The organism is Biostraticola tofi (genome assembly GCF_004343195.1).
GTDB classification, from domain to species: Bacteria; Pseudomonadota; Gammaproteobacteria; order Enterobacterales; family Enterobacteriaceae; genus Biostraticola; species Biostraticola tofi.
The window spans coordinates 298,901-322,126 of record NZ_SMCR01000001.1; the positions used below are offsets into that span (position 1 = coordinate 298,901).

The following is a 23,226-nucleotide window of genomic DNA, read 5'->3' on the forward strand; positions in this document are numbered from 1 at the left end:
AGGCGTGGTAACGCCCGGCCCTGTTACAAGATCAAGAATCTTAATGCTTGATGATATACAAGTTTTTCACGTAAAGGTTATCCAGCGGATCCTTACCGGTATAACCGCCGACATAAGGCTTAACCAGACGTGCGTTTACATAATAGTAGACCGGCACGATAGCCGAATCTTTATCAAGTTGTTGTTCGGCCTGGGCATAAATGGCAGCACGAGCATTGTCATCGCCAGCGTTAAGTGCATCGCTGATAAAGGCGTCAAAAGCCGGGCTCTTATAGTGAGCAGTATTATTAGAACTGCCTGAGAGCATGGTATTCAGGAAGGAAGTGGGTTCATTATAGTCAGCACACCAGCCAGCCCGCGCGACATCAAAGTTGCCCTGATGGCGGGTGTCCAGGAAGGTTTTCCATTCCTGATTCTCCAGCTTCACATTGACGCCCAGATTTTTCTTCCAAATGGATGAGACGGCAATGGCCAACTTTTTATGCAGATCCGAGGTGTTGTAAAGCAGGTCAAAGGTCAACGGCTTATCTTTGGTATATCCAGCCTGCTCCAGCAATTTACGGGCTTCTTCATTGCGCTTGTCCTGAGACCAGCCGAACCACTCCGGCGGCGTCAGCTTGGCGCCATCAGTATAAGGCGGCGTATAGCCGTAGGCCGGTAAATCGCCCTGCGCTTTCACTTTATTAACAATAATGTCGCGATCCAGGCCCAATTTCAGTGCGGTACGGACACGTACATCGTTAAACGGCGGCTTCTGGTTGTTGATTTCGTAGTAATAGGTGCAAAGATAAGGATCAACATGGACTTCGGTGGGAATTTCGCGCTTCAGTTTTTGGAATAACTCGATAGGCATGTTGTTATAGGTCATGTCGGTTTCGCCAGCACGATACCGGTTTATATCGGTGACTTCCGAAGAAATCGGCAGGTAGGTGACCTGATTGATGACGGTTTTGGCATTATCCCAATATTGTGGATTGCGTTCCAGCACCAGACGCTCGTTAATCACCCAGTCTTTAACTTTATAGGCGCCGTTTCCCACCCAGTTAGCCGGTTGGGTCCAGCGATCGCCAAATTTCTCGACGACTTTCTGTGGCACCGGCGACATCGATGGATGCGCCAGCAGTTTGATGAAATAGGGAACTGGCGCGGACAGGGTCACTTCCAGCGTATGCTCATCAATTGCCTTAACGCCCAGCGTATCCGGTTTCTTTTTGTTACTGATGATATCGTCGATATTTTCGATTTGAGCATATTGCAGGTAACTTTCATAAGGGGACGCGGTTTGCGGATCGGCCAGACGCTGCCAGCTGAAGACGAAATCCTGGGCAGTCACCGGAGAGCCGTCTGACCATTTGGCGTCGGGCCGCAGGTGGAAGGTCCAGATTTTAAAATCTTTTTGGTCCCAGCTTGCCGCCACACCCGGTACGGCATGGCCGTCAACGTCGTTGATAACCAGCCCTTCCAGTACGTCACGGTTAACGTTGGACTCGGGTACACCTTCTATTTTATGTGGGTCCAATGATTGCAGTTCGGCGCCATTACCCCTTACCAAAGTCTGCTTGTCGCTAAGCTGGACCCCGGCCGGTACATCAGCCGCATACACTGCGCCAGCCGACATAGTGCCCAAAGCGGCAATAATGCCCGCTGCCAATAAAGTTTTAGACGTGATGTTGGTCATTCGTGATGCACTCCAGTTTATTATTATTGCATTCCGCCCTTGGAGCGGCTGCAGGTTCCCGTCACACCGGGTGTGATGATTCCCTTGCCCGGGGTGAACGAAACCCGTGGGCCAGGAAGGTCAATTCCTCACAGCCTGATAATGGCCGGCTTGATACGCTACGGCCGCAGTGTAAAAAGCCGATTATCCTGCTTGTTATCACCATGATGACAGCGACATTATTCCTCTATCGTATTGAAAAAACGCATGATTCAATCATTAGGAAGGACTAATGTTCTTAACCTCGACCCACTTCGAAACAGATCCGGTCATTATATCGCCGTAATTAAGAATAAACGCCTGATCATTAATGAAATAACACTAATAACATCTGAATAGCACCATGACAAGTCACTTTGGCCGGCAAGGCAGAAAAAAAGTGCATCCATTATTTACACTTTTCTCATATTGCTGATTGGGATAGGTTTTTTCTTGCGTGAATCGATTAATTCAAGCTTTTGCCCGCTATCCCATCGTTGCTACATAATGGCGCATGTTTCGTCTATATTATCGTCAAATGCATTGTCATCGTGCATTAAGGGTATTCGATACGGTCAATGTGAGGCTTAGCTACGCCGCCTGCGGCGTGAATTCGCCGACTTGCGCAAATAAACGTTTGTGGCTTTATTAATAGTGCTGCTGCGGTATGAATACCTGGCGCGAAATCAAATTATTATTATTTTTTAAAAAATAATTTAAACCTTGGCCCAATAACGCGGAATGACGTTAATAGTCTGCTGCTGGATGGGTGCGATAAAACGTTGACTCAATACCCTGACAGGCCGGTAATTAAAAAATTGAAATTCCAATCAGCAACGCTACTGGCGGTATACCAGTATAACCGGCCGGATAAAAAGTAAAAAAGGGTAAACAAACTGGCACTGAGAATGGGTAAATGTTTCTAATCAGTTAATTGTCCATTTCGCGTTGATTACCTCACTAACCCCCTATTTTTCCTCGCGAATAATGCCGCGTTAAAGACAAAAGAGGAATAGAATTTAATCGGCTCTCTTTCCATTAACATTTTAGCATCTACCCGTTAACTTTTTGTTTTCAAAGCCCTTGCTGAATGGTGTCAGCATCAATGAATTGTGACTACGATCACATTATGAATAGACAATAGCTCGTAGACTTTCCATTAACGAAGAAAGCCAAGCAGGATGGGTTCTCGGTATAAACTCATTAGCTCAAAGCTCACCATAGGCCATCAACCAGAGCCTTAACTCACAAGTCCCGGATAATGCCTATAATGACTTATTCGCTGAGATGACCTTTTAGCTAAAGAGTTTAAAATTCAATCTAAAATTTAACATTTATTAGGAGAGCATTATGGCTGTTACTAATGTCGCTGAACTGAACGCCTTGGTTGACCGGGTCAAGAAGGCCCAGCGCGAATATGCCAATTTCAGTCAAGAGCAAGTGGATAAGATTTTCCGCGCCGCTGCCCTTGCCGCCGCCGATGCGCGTATCCCCCTGGCTAAAATGGCCGTCGCCGAATCAGGCATGGGTATCGTCGAAGATAAAGTGATTAAAAACCACTTCGCTTCTGAATATATTTATAATGCTTATAAAGATGAGAAAACCTGCGGTATTTTATCCCAGGATGACACCTTTGGCACCATCACTATTGCTGAACCGATCGGTATCATTTGTGGAATCGTCCCGACGACTAACCCGACATCCACCGCCATCTTCAAGGCGCTGATAAGCCTGAAGACACGTAACGGCATCATTTTCTCTCCACACCCACGGGCCAAGAATGCCACCAATAAAGCGGCCGATATTGTGCTTCAGGCAGCAATCGCCGCTGGTGCGCCTAAAGACATTGTTGGCTGGATCGATGAACCTTCGGTCGAATTATCTAATCAATTGATGCACCACCCCGATATCAATCTGATTCTCGCGACGGGTGGACCTGGCATGGTGAAAGCCGCTTACAGTTCGGGTAAACCTGCAATTGGCGTTGGCGCCGGTAACACGCCGGTCGTGGTGGATGAAACCGCTGATATCAAACGCGCCGTTGCGTCGATACTGATGTCTAAAACCTTCGACAATGGCGTTATCTGTGCGTCTGAGCAGTCGGTTATCGTTGTTGATTCCATTTATGATGCCGTACGCGAACGGTTCTCCAGCCATGGCGGCTATCTGCTGCAAGGCGACGAGCTGCACGCCGTTCAGGGAATTATCCTGAAAAATGGCGGACTGAATGCGGCCATTGTTGGCCAGCCTGCCGCACGTATCGCCGAAATGGCCGGTATCCGGGTCCCGGGCACCACCAAAGTGCTGATTGGTGAAGTGAAGGATGTGGATGAAAGCGAGCCTTTCGCCCACGAAAAGCTCTCGCCTACCCTTGCAATGTATCGGGCGAAGGATTTTGACGATGCGGTTGCCATAGCTGAAAAACTGGTAGCCATGGGCGGTATCGGTCATACATCTTGTCTTTATACCGATCAGGATAACCAGCCGGACCGGGTTAATTTCTTCGGCGATAAAATGAAGACCGCGCGTATTCTTATCAACACACCGGCTTCGCAAGGCGGTATCGGCGATCTTTACAACTTTAAGCTTGCGCCGTCACTGACACTGGGTTGTGGTTCATGGGGGGGCAACTCTATTTCCGAAAACGTCGGGCCCAAACACTTGATCAACACGAAAACCGTGGCTAAGCGAGCAGAAAATATGTTATGGCATAAGCTTCCTAAATCCATCTATTTCCGTCGCGGATCCCTGCCTATCGCCCTGGATGAAGTCGCGACTGATGGCGCCAAACGCGCCTTTATCGTCACTGACCGGTTCCTTTTCAACAACGGCTACGCAGACCAAATCATTTCAGTACTGAAAAAGCACAATATCGAAACCAAAGTGTTCTTTGAAGTTGAGGCTGATCCTACCCTGACCGTGGTGCGCGCCGGTGCTGAAGAGATGAACTCCTTTAAACCGGATGTCATTATTGCCCTGGGCGGCGGTTCGCCGATGGATGCAGCCAAGATCATGTGGGTCATGTATGAACATCCGGAAACCCATTTTGAAGAATTGGCGTTGCGTTTTATGGACATCCGTAAACGCATCTACAAGTTCCCGAAAATGGGTGTTAAGGCAAAACTGATTGCCATTACCACTACCTCAGGCACCGGTTCTGAAGTCACACCGTTTGCAGTGGTTACCGATGACGCAACTGGCCAGAAATACCCACTTGCCGACTACGCGCTGGTGCCGGATATGGCCATTGTCGATGCCAACCTGGTGATGAACATGCCTAAGTCGCTGTGCGCCTTTGGCGGGCTGGACGCGGTCACCCATGCGCTTGAAGCGTACGTTTCCATCATGGCGAGCGAGTTCTCAGACGGTCAGGCGCTGCAGGCGTTGAAACTGCTTAAAGAATACCTGCCGGCCAGCTATCGAGATGGCGCCACCAATCCGGTCGCCCGTGAACGCGTCCATAACGCCGCCACCATCGCCGGGATCGCCTTTGCCAACGCCTTCTTGGGCGTCTGTCACTCCATGGCGCATAAACTGGGCTCTGAATTCCATATCCCTCATGGCCTGGCGAATGCAATGCTTATATCCAACGTTATCCGCTACAACGCCAATGACAACCCGACCAAGCAGACGGCGTTCAGTCAGTACGACCGCCCGCAGGCGCGCCGTCGTTATGCTGAAGTGGCTGACCATCTGGGCCTCAGCGCGCCAGGCGATCGTACAGCACAAAAAATCGAGCGGTTGCTTACCTGGCTTGATGAAATCAAGACTGAATTGGGTATTCCAACCTCAATACGTGAAGCTGGCGTGCAGGAAGCTGATTTCCTGGCCAAGGTGGATAAACTGTCAGAAGATGCATTTGATGACCAGTGTACCGGCGCTAACCCACGTTACCCGCTGATCTCTGAGCTCAAACAGATTCTGATGGATACGTATTATGGCCGCAAGTTTGTAGAGCCTTACGAAAATGTGGTCGCGGCGGCCACGGCTCCGGCCCCGGTAGGCGATATCATTCAACAGACCTTGGCCGATAAAGGTAACACCAAGAAAGCGAAAAAGGTGACGAACTGACCCCAGCCACTGCGCCTGTTGAGGTTGTTCGTCAGGCGCCGTGAGTTTATTGGTTAACACCCCGCCTTCAGCCCTGAGTCCACTGCGTTGCAAGTCATCTGCACAAGCGTAGGGCCAGGGCTTTTTTATGTCCTGACATCATGCTCCCTGCAACAAGCATGACCGGCCTGACACGCCTTTGAGCATGAACGGCCTCACACGCCTTTCAGAAAGGTTTCTGCTAGAAGATTATCGGCAAAACGCGCCTTAACCGCACCAGCCGGCACTCAGCACGCTTCAATACATGCAATTGATATCATTTTACATCCTGACGGCATCACGCCTGCCAGTGCCGTTACAGGGCACCTAAAGGCACTGCAGTTGTACATTGCGCCCTTAGGCAAGCCCGATACCGCTTCATAAGCCTTTTACCGGTTCGCCGGTGGCCAGCGCATGCTTGTAATGCCGGCGGCATACTGAGATGTAGCGTTCATTGCCGCCAATCACCACCTGCTGTCCGCTTTGCACCGCCCTGCCTTCGGCATCTAGCCGCAGGGTATGATTCGCTTTACGCCCGCAAAAACAGACGGTTTTCAATTCAATGAGCTTATCAGCCCAGGCAAGCAGATATTGACTGCCTGGGAACAGCGTGGCTTTGAAATCGGTACGCAAGCCATAGCACAGCACCGGGATGCCAAGACTGTCGACCACTTCAGATAAGGCATAAACCTGCGCTTGCGTCAGGAACTGACATTCATCTACCAAGACGCAATGAACTCGGTGCCGTTGATGCTCCTCGGTTATCTGCGCCAGCAAATCGGTATCTCGGTTGTAGAGCGTCGCCGGTGATGACAGTCCGATACGCGAACTCACCCGACCGCTGGCAAAACGATCATCTATTTCTGCGGTGAAAACCATCGTGCGCATTCCGCGCTCATGGTAATTATAAGAAGACTGTAACAATGCGGTCGATTTACCAGCATTCATTGCGGAATAATAAAAATATAGTTGAGCCATATGCTCATCTCTCCGACCCAATACCAGGACATAATAAATTCGATGTGAGTGTATCATATTCTTGTCGAGTGCTGGCCCAGACTGGGGATTGCATCAGCCACACAGCGGATTTGCTTGCCGGCAGACGCGACAGATTTGTTTATGCACATGATATATAAATTGCAAACGCTTAAGCATGGCGAAGCCGTGTTAGCAATCCGAACTGTGCTCTCGCTCTAAAAAAAGAACAGGTTTTTCTAAGATGGCAGCCACTCATTGAAAGCTAAGGGGCAGTAAAACTATAAGGCTAAAGGCGGTTTTTACCTTTTTTAACAGGATATTTACCTATGTCGTTTGGATTAAGGATAGTTATAAATTCATCACATTCCGCTTGATATAAACTTGGCTTATAATGAAAACCCCATAGCAATGTGCCCGTCATATCTGGGTTCACCGCAAATCAGAGCCTTTAAAATCAATTTGCCACCCAGTGAACACATTATATTTAACCTCTTTTGCGCATTATAGGTTATAAAAAAAACCTTATTTTTTTAGCGAACTGACAAACTAGCTATTGCAGAATGGAAATAAGGGCTCTATTATTACTCAGACGCCCCCCATTATATTATTCGAGATTAGGTCAATGAGCGAAGCACTAAAAATTCTTAACAACATCCGTACTCTGCGCGCGCAGGCTAGAGAATGTACCCTCGAAACTCTGGAAGAAATGCTGGAGAAACTTGAGGTGGTAGTCAATGAGCGCCGTGAAGAAGATACTCAGGCACAAGCTGAAATTGAAGAACGCACGCGTAAATTACAGCAGTATCGCGAAATGCTGATTGCCGATGGCATTGATCCTAATGAACTGCTGCAGACAATGAGCGCTTCCAAGGCTACTGGCAAAGCTAAGCGTGCTGCACGTCCGGCTAAATATCAGTACACCGATGAAAATGGCGAAGTAAAAACCTGGACTGGCCAGGGTCGCACTCCTGCAGTAATCAAAAAATCTATTGAAGACGAAGGCAAATCACTGGATGATTTCCTGCTGTAATCTCAATAGTTATTTTTCAGTAAAAACCCCGTTGAGCATTCAGCGGGTTTTTTTTATCCCAATCGATCGACATGATACGCGCCTGATACCTCGCTTTCCTATGCCTTTCTTCCCCGGTTTAAAAAAAAGTGTTTCCACATTAGTAGCAGATTTCTAAAATGGACATGTATAATTTATAACCGCATTCATTAATGTTAGTTCTTTTTACTGAACTCTACCTGCACTGACAGTGCACCCTCGCTGGCGCATGGTTAGCCTGTCAGCGCAAAAATAAAAGGCGAACCCTGAGGCCGCCTTTGATATGAGCTGATTGAAATATCAACCGCGCTATTGTCGATAGTAATTACGATACCAGTCGACGAATTGTTGAATTCCAGTGTCGATGGAGGTTTCAGGTTTAAAATTGATGGCGCGGCTCAATGCTTCTGTATCCGCACTGGTCTCCAACACATCACCCGGCTGCATAGGCAAAAGATTCTTAACTGCCGTGATACCCAGGGCGTTCTCCAACGCTTGAATGTATGCCATCAATTTAACCGGCTGGCTGTTACCGATATTGTATACCGAATAGGGGGCGGAACTGCCTGCCGGCGATCCAGTCTCTACCGACCAGCTAATATTGGCGGTAGGAATGTGATCCTGCAGACGCACAATAGCTTCGACGATATCATCGATATAGGTAAAATCCCGGCGCATCTCGCCGCGGTTATATACATCGATAGGCTTACCCGCCAGCATCGCCTCAGTAAACTTGAACAGCGCCATATCCGGGCGCCCCCAAGGTCCATAGACGGTAAAGAAACGCAGACCGGTGGTAGGCAGCTGGTAAAGATGAGAGTAGGTATGGGACATCAGCTCGTTGGCTTTTTTGGTGGCCGCGTAGAGCGAAACAGGATGATCTACCGAATCCTCGGTAGAAAAAGGCATTTTGCGGTTCAAACCGTACACTGAACTTGATGACGCATACAGCAGGTGTTGTACCTGATGATGTCTGCATCCTTCCAGAATGTTCAGATGGCCGATCAAATTTGAATCGGCATAGGCCAAGGGGTTTTCCAGCGAGTAGCGCACCCCTGCCTGAGCGCCAAGATGTATCACCCGGTTAAAGCCAGCTTCGCTGAAAAGCGCTGCTATACCGGGGCGGTCAGCCAAATCAAGCAAGCGAAAATGGAAGTTGCTGTGAGTGTTAAGTCTATCCAGGCGGGATTGTTTCAACGTTACGTCATAATAGTCATTAAGGTTATCGATGCCGACAACCTCATGACCATCAGCGAGCAGACGCTCGCTGACATGGTAACCTATGAAACCTGCTGCCCCAGTTACCAAAAATTTCATCAGATCCTCTTATTTCTGATAAGACCTCAAAGAGGCTCCGCGACCAATGCCGTAGTAAGTAAAGCCTCGGCTGGCTAACCTGTCAGGATCGAACAGATTGCGTCCGTCAAAAATGACCGGCTCCTTTAAGGATGACTTGATGACATCAAAATCCGGTACTCTGAAATTCTGCCATTCAGTACAGATGATCAATGCATCGGCGCCCTGCAGAGCGGCTTCCTTGGTACCCATCAGTTTCAAGTCCGACCGGTTGCCGTAGATGCGTTGGGTTTCGTCCATCGCTTCCGGGTCGAAAGCCTGGACCTGCGCGCCGGCCTGCCACAGTCTTTCCATCAACACGCGGCTGGAGGCTTCACGCATATCATCGGTATTGGGTTTGAATGACAGCCCCCACAGCGCAAAGGTTTTACCCTGCAGATTATCGCCGAAATGGCGTTTGATAAACTGAGGCAGCTTGTCCTTTTGCTGGTAGTTGACATCTTCAACCGCCTGCAGCAGTTTTGGCTGGTAGCCAATGTGTTCAGCGGTACGAATAAGCGCCTGCACATCTTTCGGGAAGCACGAACCGCCATAGCCGCAGCCGGGGTAGATGAAGTGATAGCCAATGCGTGGATCAGAACCAATGCCCTGGCGGACTTTTTCAATATCGGCGCCCAGCAGCTCCGCCAGATTGGAAATCTCATTCATAAAGCTGATTTTAGTGGCCAGCATACAGTTAGCGGCATACTTGGTCAGCTCTGCACTGCGAATATCCATCAGGATCAGCCGATCATGGTTACGATTGAACGGCTCGTAAAGTTCGCGCAGCAGCTCAACCACATCGTCATTATCAGTCCCGACCACGATACGTTCAGGACGCATACAGTCAGCGACCGCCGCCCCCTCTTTAAGGAATTCAGGGTTGGAGACCACATCGAACGTCAGCGGGCTGTTGCGGCTTTTAAGCGTTTCCTGCATCACTGCGCGGACTTTGTCAGCCGTACCGACCGGTACAGTGGACTTATCCAGCACCACTTTATGATCGTCCATATACTGGGCGATAGTTCTGGCGACCGCAGTAACATATTTCAGATCAGCTGAGCCATCCTCATCGGGCGGCGTTCCGACCGCAATAAACTGCATAACACCATGAGCGACGCCGGCTTTAGCATCCGTGGTAAATTTAAGCCGGCCCGATTCATAATTTTGCTGCACGAGAGGGGTCAGGCCAGGCTCGTAAATAGGTATGTTGCCCTTTTTCAGGTTCTCGACCTTGGTCTCATCGACATCGACGCAAAGTACGTCATGCCCGACTTCGGCGAGCACTGCGGCCTGCACCAAACCAACATAACCGATACCAAAAACCGTTACTTTCATTTTGGAATATCCTGGTTGTTTAACGTTAACCCAAAAAATATACTGCTTAATCCACGATGGTTTCTTTTAGCCATTTTGTGAACTCGTCTCCCAGGCTTGGATGACGCAGACCGTACTCGACGAACGCCTGCATATAGCCCAGTTTGTTACCGCAGTCGTGGCTCAGCCCTTTCAGGTGATAAGCCTCAACCGTTTCTTTTTCCATCAGCATGGCGATGGCGTCGGTGAGCTGTATTTCATTACCTGCTCCCGGCGGTGTTTTTTCCAGCAGCGGCCAGATATCGGCAGACAGCACATAACGTCCAACGACAGCCAGATTTGACGGCGCTTCATCAGCTTCTGGCTTTTCAACCACGCCAACCATCGGGGCACTGTCGCCAGGCTGCAGTTCGCGTCCCTGACAATCAACCACGCCATAGTTGGTAACGTCTTCAACCGGCTCCACCATGATCTGGCTATGACCCGTTTCACTAAAGCGCTGAATCATTTCGCTCAGGTTATCAGTTTTAAGGTCAGACTCAAACTCATCAATAATGACGTCCGGCAGGATAACCGCGACAGGCTCGTCACCGACCAGCGGATGGGCACACATTACCGCATGGCCAAGGCCTTTGGCCAGCCCCTGACGTACTTGCATGATGGTGACGTGCGGCGGGCAGATCGCCTGGATTTCAGCCAGCAGCTGACGCTTAACGCGTTTTTCAAGCATCGCTTCCAGTTCAAAGCTGGTGTCGAAGTGATTTTCAATGGAATTTTTAGAGGAATGGGTAACCAGAATGATCTCATTGATACCAGCCGCAATACATTCATTGACGACATACTGGATCAACGGCTTATCTACCAGCGGCAGCATTTCCTTAGGAATGGCCTTTGTCGCCGGCAGCATCCGCGTGCCTAATCCAGCAACCGGGATCACCGCTTTTCTGATTTTGGTATTAACAGCAGACATGAACCACCTCACTTTAGTCTCAAGATTATATTTTGCGTTTCTAATATTTTTAACTTTTGGAGTATACCAGTTTAGCCTGGGGATGCCTGTTGAAAGACCCGCTTTGCGATAAAATAGGACTATTACCTATTTTTATAATAGCTTACCTGCTTATTCAAATATCGGTTGATATCTGGGGGAGATCGGATGATGAACTAATCAGCAGACACCATGAGCCGCAGTCTTCCACCCGCGCCCCATACCTGGCATTGCCAAGATTGGCAGTGCTGGCTGATTTGATTTAAATAAGCGCTGCCCATTGTGCCTAACGGGACGCCATTTTTGAGTTGGATAGTTTGATTATCAGTATTAAGAGTGGCATTCAGCCCTGCAGAGACCAATATCAGATTGTTATATTCGCGATGATAATAGCCCACAAGTAAAGGGAATTGTCCTTCCAGATTGGCTTTACGTAATAACTGATTCACCTGCTTGAGCAGGGTGGTCAATTCAGGCAGTCGATGTTCGCGATTAGCCAGGTGGGCTTGCAGCAACCCATTGAACAACGCCCGTAACAGTAGCGCAGCCAAGACGCCTTTCTCTTCGGCCCGCGTGACATCAAGACAATAAAATGCCAGGTCATCCTCTGACAATGCTGCGATATCAAGCACCAGGCCGGGCTGTTCGGCCATAGTCAACTGGCGGTAATTGACGCGACAGCCGGCGATAGTCTGCTGGACGGGGGGTTGTAGCTGTTTAAGTAATTTGGCTGCCGCGCCCGGATGCTGGCTCAACGCGTCCCAATCCTGGAACAACTGTTCTTCCTCATCCACTTTAGAGGTGAACATATCCGGATAGAGACAGCCTAGAATGGTTTCGCGTAAGCGAGGGAAATCATCAAGCGGCTTTAGCAGCACATCCTGCACGCCCAGACGCAACACTTTTGCGATATCGGTCATCTGATGCGTGCCAGAAATGACCAGCACCGGGGTGGTCGTATTCACCGCGCGAAAACGCTCAACAAATACCAGGCCGTTCATTTCCGGCATTTCAAGATCGCAGATAATCAGATCAGCCTGCAGAGATGATAGTATCTCAAGCGCCTGCCGACCATTGCTCGCTTCATGCACTGATGATCCCAGAGACTCGAGAAACTGCACCAATACAGACCTGAAAACAGCCTCATCTTCGACAATTAATATTTGTTTGTTCGCTAACGGCTTTGCCATTGAAAACCCCTTGCTCCACTTAGCTTAATAGCGGCTCATCAAGGCCGCTTTTGCTTCTACGAAATATCAGGGGCTGATTAATCTGACGCTTATCGTTCATTCGCTCACAAATTCAACCAAAATCCATTCCATGCTTTTCCAGACAGTCACTCCATCTCCCCCATTTATCAGCCTGTTTAACGTTTACACTGCTCAACAGGTTGTGCATATGTATGGAGCGTAGTAGTCATTACGGAAAAATGCACTTTATCCCGGCAAAATGATGGCGGTTAACACCCCGTTTTACAAGCATAAATGGCCATAACACCCTAAAATACACCGCTTTTTTCCAACAAGGACAATTTTTAAGCTTATTCGGTAAAGTATGTCACTTCAAAACCCGATGAGATAGAGTAACAGCCCGGACGTCAACAAAGACGTCCGATGATGCTGGTTTACTCCCCATACTGACGAGGAATCATGGAAATAACCTGTTTCTGTGGCAGCGGTATCAGGGCGGTTGAGTGCTGTCAGCCCTATCTTGAAGGCTGCCGGCAGCCCTCCAACCCTGAAAGCCTGATGCGCTCGCGCTACAGTGCTTATGTTACCGGGAATATCGACTATCTGACTGCCACCTGGCATCCTGATTGTCAGGCATCGCTCTGGCGGACTGAGCTTATCGCCGGCCAGGAAAACACCGATTGGCGCGATCTGCAAATCATTACTTCGGCGGCGGGTAAAAGCGCCGATGAAGGGTTCGTCGAGTTTATCGCTCGCTATTACGATCGGCAGAAACAGCACAGCGGATTTATCCATGAGCGGTCACGCTTTGTTCGTGCCGACAATCGCTGGTACTATATCGACGGTATTCACCTACGCCCCGGCAGAAACGATCTCTGTCCCTGCGGGTCGGGTAAAAAATATAAAAAATGTTGTGACGGCTGATCCGGCGAGTGTTTGCCCGGCGCTTCACAAAAATATCATCAGATTTGACAGGATCCGCAAGTCAATGCAGTCGCAAATTATTGAGAGAAAAGTGCTACGCACCATTTGCCCTGATGCCAAGGGATTGATTGCGCAAATAACCAGTATTTGCTTTCGGCATCAATTAAACATTATTCAGAACAACGAGTATGTAGATCATCGTACTGGACGTTTCTTTATGCGTACCGAACTTGAAGGCGTATTCAACGATGCATCATTGCTGGATGATTTGGATAGCGTGTTGCCGCAAGGCACTCAGCGCGAACTGAATCATGCAGGACGCCGCAGAATTGTTGTGCTGGTGACCAAAGAAGCGCATTGCCTTGGCGATCTGCTGATGAAAAGCGCCTACGGTGGTCTGGAAGTGGACATAGCCGCGGTCATTGGCAACCATGAGACATTGCGCACTCTGGTTGAGCGGTTTGACATCCCTTTTCATCTGGTGAGCCATGAAGGACTCAGCCGTGAGCAACACGACGCTAATATGGTGGCGCAGATTGACCGTTATTCACCGGATTATGTGGTCCTGGCGAAATACATGCGTGTTCTCACACCGGCATTCGTACAGCACTACCCGAATAAAGTGATAAACATCCATCATTCGTTTCTGCCTGCATTCATCGGCGCCCGCCCCTACCACCAGGCTTATGAGCGCGGCGTGAAAATTATCGGCGCCACAGCGCACTACGTGAATGACAATCTGGATGAAGGGCCGATTATCATGCAGGACGTCATTCACGTTGATCACACCTACACCGCCGACGATATGATGCGTGCGGGCCGAGATGTCGAAAAAAATGTCCTCAGCCGCGCACTTTATCGCGTATTGGCTCAGCGGGTATTTGTCTATGGCAACCGTACGATCATCTTCTAACGCTGCAGAGCAGCTCAGTTTGTCTCCAGGATGATGAAAAAAGGCGCACTCAGTTTTTTTTCATTCTCCTGACTCTTTACAGCAGCGCGTCATTTGATATGATGCGCCCCGCTTAACGAGATTATCGATTAAGGCCAGGTGGGGTTCCCGAGCGGCCAAAGGGAGCAGACTGTAAATCTGCCGTCACAGACTTCGAAGGTTCGAATCCTTCCCCCACCACCATCTTAACGACTTCCGCCCAATCAGCCGCAACCCCATAGCTTTTAGATACCCGTTGGGGGAAGGTGAGAACCTTCGCCAAGGTTCGAGTCGAGCAACGCGAGACAACGTCGCAAAGCGAGACAACGTCGCAAAGCGACGGCCCGCAGGGCGAGGAACGAAGTGACGAGTAATCCTTCCCCCACCACCATCTTAACGACTTCCGCCCAATCAGCCGCAATCCCATAGCTTTTAGATACCCGTTGGGGGAAGGTGAGAACCTTCGCCAAGGTTCGAGTCGAGCAACGCGAGATAACCGGCCTGGCTCCGGTCATTTCCTTGATTTTGTATATCTGCTAACATCAGCGCAAACTCATTACCATGGCGCTGAGCATGAAGTTTCTCTCTTTCAATATCAACGGGCTACGGGCCCGCCCTCATCAACTTGCCGCAATCATCGATGCCCATCGGCCGGATGTCATCGGCCTGCAGGAAACCAAGGTTCATGACGATATGTTCCCGCTGGAAGAAGTTTCCCGCCACGGCTATCACGTATATTACCATGGTCAGAAGGGTCATTACGGTGTCGCCCTGCTTTCCCGTGAGCAGCCCATTTCGGTGAGACGTGGCTTCTTCACCGATGACATCGAAGCCCAGCGCCGGATCATCATGGCGGATTTTGCTACTGATCATGGCATTCTTACGGTGGTAAACGGTTACTTTCCCCAAGGAGAGAGCCGGGATCACCCGATCAAGTTCCCCGCCAAGCAGCGTTTCTATCAAGATTTGCAAAATTATATTGAGCAAAATCATGATCCCGACGATCTGTTACTTATCATGGGGGATTTGAACATCAGTCCAACTGATCTGGATATCGGCATCGGCGAGGAGAGCCGCAAGCGCTGGCTACGAACCGGTAAATGCTCATTTCTGCCCGAAGAACGCGAGTGGCTGGATCGGCTAAAAAGCTGGGGTCTGGCAGATACCTTCCGCGATGCCCACCCAGCGATAGATGACCGTTTCTCTTGGTTTGATTACCGCTCTCGCGGCTTCGATGAGAACCGGGGACTGCGAATCGATTTGCTACTGGCCTCAACCGGTCTGGGCAAATACTATCAGGATTCCGGCATAGATTATAATATTCGCGCAATGGAGAAGCCTTCAGACCACGCGCCGGTATGGACGACCTTTGACCTGTGACAATGTCACTGGAAGCCGTCGATGTGGTAGCCGGCATTCTACAGCGTCAAGGACTGATATACCTCGCCCAGCGAGATGAGAACCGGGATCAGGCCGGCCTTTGGGAATTACCCGGCGGCAAAATCGAGGCGGGTGAGAGTCAGCAGGTTGCCTTATGCCGGGAATGGCGTGAAGAGTTCGGCGTTGATATCACACCTGGGAAGTATATCGCCAGCCATGATTTTGTCGTTTCTGGCCGCCGTATTTATCTGCATGCCTGGCATATCACCGCCTACCGCGGCGTGCTGGTCCCTACCTGCCACAGCCAATGCTGCTGGATCACGCCGGAGGATGCGCTAGCCTTGCCGCTGGCACCGGCAGATGTTCCGCTTATTGTCGCGTTTATGAAATTTACCGCTCATCAATAGCCGGTTAGGCAAAAAAACGCGCTCTGTCTACCCGCTAGCGAGCTAACCCGCTTGCCGGACAGCAGATGCAGGGCGCGCGTTTGAATCTGGCTGGCTGGCGTGAGTTGTCCCGCGCAAACACTGCACCGGTGGCCGCTGTTGAACCAGCGGCCACCGGTACTGGTTATCCCGCGGCCACCGGGACAGGTGCATCAGGTCCGGCTTTGCGGTAGCCGGATTTCTTCGCCGCCTTTCCACCGGTGCGGCCCTTTTTGAAGGCACCGGCCGCTGGCGGCAGCCCCCGCAGCGATGGCGGCGCCCTCAGTTGGCAGGCCTGCTGGATAAGCTCATGAAGCGTAGCAGTCAACGGCTGCATGAAGTCCTGATAGCGACAGTGCTTTTCGCTTATCTGGGTCAGGGAAGATTCCCATTGTGCCGTCATATCAGGACTGGCGGCACTGTCGGGCAAGGCATGTATCAGGCCACGCCCGGTAGGACTGGCATGAATGGCTCGCCCCTTCTTGAACAGAAACCCACGCTTGAACAGCAGCTCGATGATGCCGGCTCGGGTAGCTTCAGTTCCCAGGCCATCGGTGGCCCGCAGGATTTTCTTCAATTGTTTGTCCTGCACGAACCTGGCGATACCGGTCATCGCTGATAGCAGCGACGCATCGGTGAAAGGACGAGGCGGCTGAGTTTCACGCGCCACCACTTCACCGCGCTCGCACAGCAGAGAATAGCCCTTGGCGACGATCGGCAACGGGGTACCGTCGTTCTCCTCATCGCGCTCCTTGCTGCCCAGCAGGCTGCGCCAGCCCGCTTCAGCCAGAAAGCGCGCCTTGGCGACAAACTTGCCATTGGCAATATCCAGGTTGATGACGCAGCGACGAAACACCGCATCGGCACAAAACTGCATCAGGTACTGCCTGGCGACCAAACCATAAACCTTATGCTCATTTTCCGTCAGCTGGATGTTGCCGGCGCGGGCGGTCGGAATGATGGCGTGATGGGCATCGACCTTTTTATCATCCCAGCAGCGGTTTTTCTGATCCAGATTCAACGTCGCCTGGGTTAGCAGCTCCGGCTGATGGCTGCTGATGGCATTGAGCACCGCCTGTCTGCCGGCAAAATGTTCGGCGGGTAGATAGCGGCTGTCAGAGCGCGGGTAAGTGATCAGTTTATGGGTTTCATACAGTCGCTGGCAGACGTCCAGTACCTGCTGGGCACTGAGGCCGAACTTCTTGGCCGCCTCAATCTGCAGGGTAGATAATGAAAAAGGCAGCGGTGGCGCATCGGACTCCTGCTTGTCCTGATACAGCGTCACCAGCGCCGGCTGGCCGGCGATGCGGCTGACGACATGGTCAGCCAGCGGGCGGTGCAGCAGTCGCCCTTCCTCATCCTGCCAGGACTCACAGGCCTCGCTCGGCACCCACAGCGCGACAAAGCGTTCTTGAGCAGGTGTAATGATGTGCGCCTTCACATCGAAATAGGCTTTAGGGACGAAATTTTCGATATCTTCATCACGCCGGACCACCAATCCCAATACCGGGGTCTGCACGCGGCCCACTGACAAAACGCCCTGGTAACCGGCGTTACGGCCAAGCAGTGTATAAGCACGTGTCATATTTATTCCATAAAGCCAGTCGGCCCGGGCGCGGGCCAGCGCCGATACGCACAGTGGAATAAAATCGCTATTGTCACGCAGGCGGCTGATGGCTTTACTGACCGCCTGCGGATTGAGGTCGTTGACCAGAAGGCGCTTGGCATTGCGGCGTTTATTACCCTCCAGCGCCAGGTAATCCAGCACTTCATCCACCAGCAGTTGACCCTCACGATCCGGATCACCTGCGTGAATCACTTCCGCCGCCTGGGTCAGCAGCTGCTTGATGACCTGAAGCTGCTTTTGCACCGACGGGCGCGGCTGCAAACGCCACTTTTCCGGCACTATGGGTAGATCGGCCAGCGACCAGCGTGCAAAACGGTTATCATAAGCCTCGGGCTGCGCCTGTTCGAGCAGATGGCCGATGCACCAGGTGACCACGTGATCGGGCCCGCAGGCGATGTATCCCTCGCCCCGGCGATGGGGCTTAGGCAAGACATCGGCGATCGCTCGCGCCAAACTGGGTTTTTCAGCGATAAAAAGCTGCATGACTCGCCCTATTTCCAAGCGTTTGAACTGCATTTTCTGGCAGCATTCTACGCTGTTTTTCAGTTTCCTGCTTCAGACGCAGGCTTAAAAATGGCGAATAAACGGTTCGATGTTCACTGGAATAAAGGCAGTAGACGATTTCAGCGAGGGGGTGCCGAGATAGAGGAAACCGACGATTTCATCCTGCTCACGACAGCCAAATGCTTCCCTGACATCACCACGCGCCACCCAGGGCCCGGTGCGCCAGATGCCGTTGAATCCTTGAGCCAGGGCGGCCATTTGCATCGCCTGGACCGCACAGCCGGCGCTGACGACCTGCTCCCAGTGCGGCACTTTTGTCTGGGTATCGCAAAAGGCGATAACAGTAATGATAAGAGGTGCACGAAATGGACTCTGGGTGGCCTTATCAATACCTTTGGCATCCATTTCTGCCGCTGCTGCAGACCTTGCCAGTACATCGCTGAGCCTTTGCCGGCCTTCCCCTTCGATAATCACAAACCGCCAGGGTTGCAGAGCGCCATGATCCGGCGCGCGCATGCCCGCTCGAATAATATTTTCCAGAGCAATACCGGTCGGCGCTGGCTCGGCCAGACGAGAGGCAGAACGACGGTTTAACAATAGTTCTAGTGCATCCATTAATTGACTCCCCATGTTCCTGGTTTGTAATAAGCTAACATACGGTAGTGCTGACCACCAACATGGCAAACTTTCCTGACAATGATTGCGGTGATAATTACTGACTTTTCATCAAGAGAACATTAGCATACTGCCACTGGATGACTACAGTCATGCCGTTGTGCTGATATTCGACCTCATCAAGTGAAAATCACCTTCAGCGCGACATTATATTGTGATTGCTGCACCCCGCAATTTCTATGGAGAACACATGCGCACATTGTGGCGAATTATTTCCGGCCCGTTCAGATGGTGCTGGCGTTTATTAAATTTCATTCGTGAATTTATCCTTAACCTTTTCCTGGTACTGGTGATATTAGTTGCCGTCGGCTTTTACCTTCAATTGACCCGTTCCGCACCCGAACCGGGCAAAGGGGCTCTACTGGTTGACCTGACCGGTACGGTGGTGGACAAACCTTCTATCAACAATCGATTCCGCCAGCTCGGCAAAGAATTCCTCGGTGCGTCAAGCAACCGGCTGCAGGAAAACTCGGTTTTTGATGTGGTGCAGATGCTGCGCCAGGCGAAAGACGATGCCAATGTCACCGGCATCGTACTGTCACTCAAGGATTTTGCCGGCGCCGATCAAACCTCGCTGCAATATATGGGTAAAGCGCTGCATGAATTCCGCGATAGCGGTAAACCGGTGATTGCCGTAGGTGATAGCTATGATCAGACCCAATATTACCTGGCCAGCTTTGCCAATAATATTTATCTGACCCCGCAGGGTGCGGTTGATTTGCACGGTTTTGCCACCAACAATCTTTACTACAAATCGCTGCTTGAAAAGCTCAAGGTCAACAGCCATATTTTCCGTGTAGGCACCTATAAATCTGCCGTAGAGCCGTTTATTCGCGATGATATGTCGCCTGAAGCGCGAGAGGCTGATGGCCGCTGGCTCGGTCAGATGTGGCAGCATTATCTCGACCAGGTTGCCGCAAACAGGAAGATAACCCCAGAACAGCTGTTCCCCGGCGCAGCGCAGATGCTGGCGTCCTTGAAAGCCAGCGATGGCGATAGCGCGCGCTTCGCACTGGAAAACAAATGGGTTGATACCGTAGCGTCAAGGGCAGCCATTGAAGCCGTGTTGAGTAAAACGTTCGGCTGGAATAAGCAGAAGAATGATTTCAATGCCGTCAGCATGTATGACTACCCGTTGAAAACCCCGGCTCAGCAAGGCGGTCAGATTGCGGTAATTTTCGCCAGCGGCGCCATCATTGACGGACCGGAAACCCCGGGATCGGTGGGAGCAGATACCACTGCCAGTCAAATTCGCGATGCCCGACTGGATCCGGCGGTGAAGGCGATTGTGCTGCGTGTCAACAGCCCAGGCGGCAGTGTTAGCGCCTCAGAAATTATTCGTTCCGAACTGGCTGCTGCGCGCGAAAGTGGCAAACCGGTGGTGGTATCGATGGGTGGCATGGCGGCTTCCGGCGGCTACTGGATCTCGACACCGGCTAACTACATCATCGCCAGCCCCAGCACCCTGACCGGTTCGATCGGCATTTTTGGCGTAGTCAACACCTTTGAAAACTCACTAGACTCTATTGGCATACATACCGATGGCGTAGCGACATCGCCGCTGGCGGATATTGCGCTGACCAAAACGCTGCCGCCTGAATTCAAGGAAATGATGCAGATAAGTATCGAGAGCGGCTACCGCCACTTCCTGACGCTGGTCGCAAAGGCGCGCGGCAAAACGCCTGAAGAGATCGATAAAATTGCCCAAGGCCATGTCTGGCTGGGCAGTGATGCTAAAACCAACGGTCTGGTCGACGAATTGGGCGATTTTGATACTGCCGTCGCCAAAGCCGCCGCACTGGCCAAGCTGGACGACTTTTATCTGCAATGGTATATCGACCAGCCCGGTCTGATTGATATGCTGATGATGCAGGCTGGCATCTCCGTCTACGGACAGCTGCCAGCGATAATGCAGTCCTGGATCCCGGCACCGGCTTCGCAGCTCAGCAAAATGCTTTCCTCGCAGTCGGGTCCGTTCATGACGCTCAACGATCCGCAAAACCGTTATGTGTATTGCATGACCTGCGGTGACGTTAAGTAGTCTTCATCTAGACCGGCACGGGTTGCTGCGGATCCTTTCGCAGCAATCCTCACTTCCCTGTTCCGGCATCCAACTGGTGTTCCTTTAAGATACCCTTATACTGGGGGAAACTTAATTGATGCGCAAAAATTATGTCTAAAAAATCCATCTATGTCGCCTATACCGGCGGCACTATCGGCATGCAGCGGTCTGATGACGGCTTTATTCCGATATCAGGCCATCTTCAACGTCAACTGGCGCTGATGCCGGAGTTCTATCGCCCGGAAATGCCCGATTTTACGGTACATGAGTATCGGCCGTTAATTGATTCATCCGATATGACGCCTGAGGACTGGCAGCATATAGCCTCCGACATTCAACAAAATTATGACCGCTATGATGGGTTTGTGATCCTGCATGGTACCGATACCATGGCATTCACCGCATCGGCTCTGTCTTTTATGCTGGAGAATTTGGCCAAGCCGGTAATTGTAACCGGTTCACAAATCCCCCTGGAACAGTTGCGCTCAGATGGGCAGACCAATTTGCTGAATGCGTTATTTCTGGCAGCCCACCATCCGGTGAATGAAGTATGTCTGTTTTTTAATAACAAACTGTTCCGCGGCAATCGCACCACTAAAGCGCATGCCGATGGTTTCGATGCCTTCGCCTCACCCAATCTGGATGTATTGATGGAGGCGGGTATTCATATCAGGCCGGTTGCGGCACCGATCCCGGTCAAACCTGGGACAACTCTGCAAGTGCACCCGATAACCCCCCAGCCCATTGGGGTGGTAACGCTATATCCGGGGATCTCTGCCAGCGTGGTGGGGAATTTTTTACGCCAGCCGGTCAAAGCGCTTATTTTGCGCTCTTATGGTGTAGGCAATGCGCCGCAGCATCCGGACTTACTCCGCGAATTGCAGCAGGCCGGCGAACGCGGCATTGTGGTGGTTAACCTGACGCAATGCATATCCGGACGGGTCGATATGCGTGGCTATGCGACCGGCAATGCGCTGGCCCGGGCCGGGGTGATCAGCGGTTATGACATGACGGTGGAGGCGGCATTAACCAAACTGCATGTGCTGCTCAGTCAGTCATTGCCTGCCGAAGAAATCCGCCGGTTGATGCAGCAGGATTTACGGGGAGAACTCAGCGCCCAGGCATAGCCTATACCGCCGCCCTTTATCTGGTCGGGCGGCGAGGTCTGACTCAATCGCTCATCTTCAGGCGGATAACCGGCTGCTCACTCAGCTCCGCCAGCAACTCTCTTTTGCTCTTCATGGTGATGTGCCCATCGGTATTGATACTCATGTGCTCTGGGCTCTGGTTATGACGTGATTGCCACAGCATCACCATCTGCAGGCAGTTTTCTTTTTGTTCGGCTGATAGTGCAACGCCATCGGGCCACTTTCCCAATTCAACCGCGCTAACCAGGCGCTGATAAATCTCGGGGGTGAGACTGGCAATAACTGCCTCTAAATCCATACCATCGGTCTCCTAGCAGGAATAAAATGCTGAATCGTTTCCACTACTGCTATCCATCTATAACATCGCCATTTTCCTGGTCTTTGAAGCGCAGGGAAGCTGAGTTGACGCAATAACGCTCGCCGGTCGGCTGCGGCCCATCAGGGAACACATGGCCCAGATGGGCATCGCAATTACCGCAGCGGATTTCGATGCGTTGCATGCCATGGGATACGTCATCGAGAAAGCGGATCGCGCTGTCGCTGACCGGTTGGTAAAAACTGGGCCAGCCGCAGCCAGAGTCATATTTGCTGTCGGAAAAAAACAGCGGCGCGCTGCACACCAGACAATCATACTGTCCGGTACGCTTATTTTGCAGTAATTTTCCGCTGTACGGCGGTTCAGTGCCACGCTCTTGAGTAACGTAACGCTGCATATCGCTAAGCGACTGAATATCATTGTCTTTCACAGTTTTATTAGCCATGATGATGGTTCTCTGGCAAGGGTAATGAATATAAACAATCTATTATTATAACAAATAATTAACAACACGTTAGGGATTTTTGGCGTAAACTGTAGGACGACAAATAACCTCTGGGACAAGTGTGATGAACATCACAATAATTTCCCAT

General features: G+C 51.1%; 18 protein-coding genes, 1 tRNA gene and 1 other RNA gene. 10 read left to right on the forward strand and 10 right to left on the reverse strand.

Going from position 1 to position 23,226, the window contains the following annotated elements; genetic code table 11:
* Window positions 1–40 precede the first annotated feature (40 nt).
* Window positions 41–1,678, reverse strand: coding sequence for an oligopeptide ABC transporter substrate-binding protein OppA (oppA, locus tag EDC52_RS01345; protein WP_131863464.1), 1,638 nt, complete (start codon window positions 1,676–1,678; stop codon window positions 41–43).
* 1,368 nt (window positions 1,679–3,046) lie between these two features.
* Here oppA and adhE point away from each other — a divergent pair.
* Complete coding sequence (adhE, locus tag EDC52_RS01350) at window positions 3,047–5,767, forward strand: bifunctional acetaldehyde-CoA/alcohol dehydrogenase (RefSeq protein ID WP_131863465.1); 2,721 nt, start codon at window positions 3,047–3,049, stop codon at window positions 5,765–5,767.
* 396 nt (window positions 5,768–6,163) lie between these two features.
* Here the strand turns inward: adhE and EDC52_RS01355 are convergent, their stop codons facing one another.
* Window positions 6,164–6,763 carry a thymidine kinase gene (locus EDC52_RS01355; protein ID WP_131863466.1) on the reverse strand — a complete coding sequence of 200 codons (600 nt, stop codon included), beginning with the start codon at window positions 6,761–6,763 and terminating at the stop codon, window positions 6,164–6,166.
* Between the two features lie 622 nt (window positions 6,764–7,385).
* Between EDC52_RS01355 and hns the strand changes: the two genes are divergently transcribed.
* Window positions 7,386–7,793: a histone-like nucleoid-structuring protein H-NS gene (gene hns, locus EDC52_RS01360; protein ID WP_131863467.1), complete on the forward strand. Its 408-nt coding sequence runs from the start codon at window positions 7,386–7,388 to the stop codon at window positions 7,791–7,793.
* A gap of 327 nt (window positions 7,794–8,120) precedes the next feature.
* Here hns and EDC52_RS01365 read toward each other — a convergent pair whose 3' ends face one another.
* The 4 genes from EDC52_RS01365 to rssB form a co-directional block, all read right to left on the reverse strand.
* A complete protein-coding gene (locus EDC52_RS01365) occupies window positions 8,121–9,128 on the reverse strand; it encodes an NAD-dependent epimerase (protein ID WP_131863468.1) in 1,008 nt (335 codons plus the stop codon).
* A gap of 9 nt (window positions 9,129–9,137) precedes the next feature.
* Entirely contained in the window at window positions 9,138–10,484 is a 1,347-nt protein-coding gene (locus tag EDC52_RS01370) for a UDP-glucose dehydrogenase family protein (protein ID WP_131863469.1), read from the reverse strand.
* A 46-nt stretch (window positions 10,485–10,530) separates the two neighbouring features.
* Window positions 10,531–11,433 (reverse strand): UTP--glucose-1-phosphate uridylyltransferase GalU, encoded by a 903-nt coding sequence (gene galU, locus EDC52_RS01375; protein WP_131863470.1) that lies wholly within the window; start codon window positions 11,431–11,433, stop codon window positions 10,531–10,533.
* Window positions 11,434–11,627: 194 nt separating this feature from the next.
* Window positions 11,628–12,641, reverse strand: coding sequence for a two-component system response regulator RssB (gene rssB / locus EDC52_RS01380; RefSeq protein ID WP_131863471.1), 1,014 nt, complete (start codon window positions 12,639–12,641; stop codon window positions 11,628–11,630).
* A 459-nt stretch (window positions 12,642–13,100) separates the two neighbouring features.
* Here rssB and EDC52_RS01385 point away from each other — a divergent pair, with 459 nt between their 5' ends.
* From EDC52_RS01385 to EDC52_RS01410, 6 genes are all read left to right on the forward strand, one after another.
* Window positions 13,101–13,565 carry a YchJ family protein gene (locus EDC52_RS01385; RefSeq protein WP_131863472.1) on the forward strand — a complete coding sequence of 155 codons (465 nt, stop codon included), beginning with the start codon at window positions 13,101–13,103 and terminating at the stop codon, window positions 13,563–13,565.
* A 64-nt stretch (window positions 13,566–13,629) separates the two neighbouring features.
* Complete coding sequence (gene purU / locus EDC52_RS01390) at window positions 13,630–14,478, forward strand: formyltetrahydrofolate deformylase (protein ID WP_131863473.1); 849 nt, start codon at window positions 13,630–13,632, stop codon at window positions 14,476–14,478.
* A 137-nt stretch (window positions 14,479–14,615) separates the two neighbouring features.
* Window positions 14,616–14,700: transfer RNA gene (locus EDC52_RS01395), tRNA-Tyr, on the forward strand.
* A 42-nt stretch (window positions 14,701–14,742) separates the two neighbouring features.
* Window positions 14,743–14,887, forward strand: a non-coding RNA gene (locus EDC52_RS01400) — RtT sRNA.
* Between the two features lie 182 nt (window positions 14,888–15,069).
* Window positions 15,070–15,876, forward strand: a complete 807-nt coding sequence (gene xthA / locus EDC52_RS01405) for an exodeoxyribonuclease III (RefSeq protein WP_131863474.1) — start codon at window positions 15,070–15,072, stop codon at window positions 15,874–15,876.
* A 2-nt stretch (window positions 15,877–15,878) separates the two neighbouring features.
* Window positions 15,879–16,283 (forward strand): pyrimidine (deoxy)nucleoside triphosphate diphosphatase, encoded by a 405-nt coding sequence (locus tag EDC52_RS01410; protein ID WP_131864072.1) that lies wholly within the window; start codon window positions 15,879–15,881, stop codon window positions 16,281–16,283.
* Between the two features lie 163 nt (window positions 16,284–16,446).
* Here the strand turns inward: EDC52_RS01410 and EDC52_RS01415 are convergent, their stop codons facing one another.
* Window positions 16,447–18,411 (reverse strand): DNA topoisomerase III, encoded by a 1,965-nt coding sequence (locus tag EDC52_RS01415; protein ID WP_131863475.1) that lies wholly within the window; start codon window positions 18,409–18,411, stop codon window positions 16,447–16,449.
* An 84-nt stretch (window positions 18,412–18,495) separates the two neighbouring features.
* Entirely contained in the window at window positions 18,496–19,047 is a 552-nt protein-coding gene (locus tag EDC52_RS01420) for an NAD(P)H nitroreductase (RefSeq protein WP_131863476.1), read from the reverse strand.
* A 250-nt stretch (window positions 19,048–19,297) separates the two neighbouring features.
* On the opposite strand from EDC52_RS01420, the gene sppA reads away from it, so the two are divergent.
* Together sppA and ansA are read left to right on the forward strand one after the other, a co-directional pair.
* The gene (sppA, locus tag EDC52_RS01425; RefSeq protein WP_131863477.1) at window positions 19,298–21,148 is read left to right on the forward strand and encodes a signal peptide peptidase SppA; all 1,851 of its coding nucleotides are present in this window, start codon (window positions 19,298–19,300) and stop codon (window positions 21,146–21,148) included.
* Between the two features lie 131 nt (window positions 21,149–21,279).
* Window positions 21,280–22,296, forward strand: a complete 1,017-nt coding sequence (gene ansA, locus EDC52_RS01430) for an asparaginase (protein WP_131863478.1) — start codon at window positions 21,280–21,282, stop codon at window positions 22,294–22,296.
* Between the two features lie 43 nt (window positions 22,297–22,339).
* On the opposite strand, the gene EDC52_RS01435 is transcribed toward ansA, so the two are convergent.
* Window positions 22,340–22,615, reverse strand: coding sequence for a YeaC family protein (locus tag EDC52_RS01435; protein WP_131863479.1), 276 nt, complete (start codon window positions 22,613–22,615; stop codon window positions 22,340–22,342).
* Between the two features lie 49 nt (window positions 22,616–22,664).
* A complete protein-coding gene (msrB, locus tag EDC52_RS01440) occupies window positions 22,665–23,078 on the reverse strand; it encodes a peptide-methionine (R)-S-oxide reductase MsrB (RefSeq protein ID WP_131863480.1) in 414 nt (137 codons plus the stop codon).
* Between the last annotated feature and the right edge of the window lie 148 nt (window positions 23,079–23,226).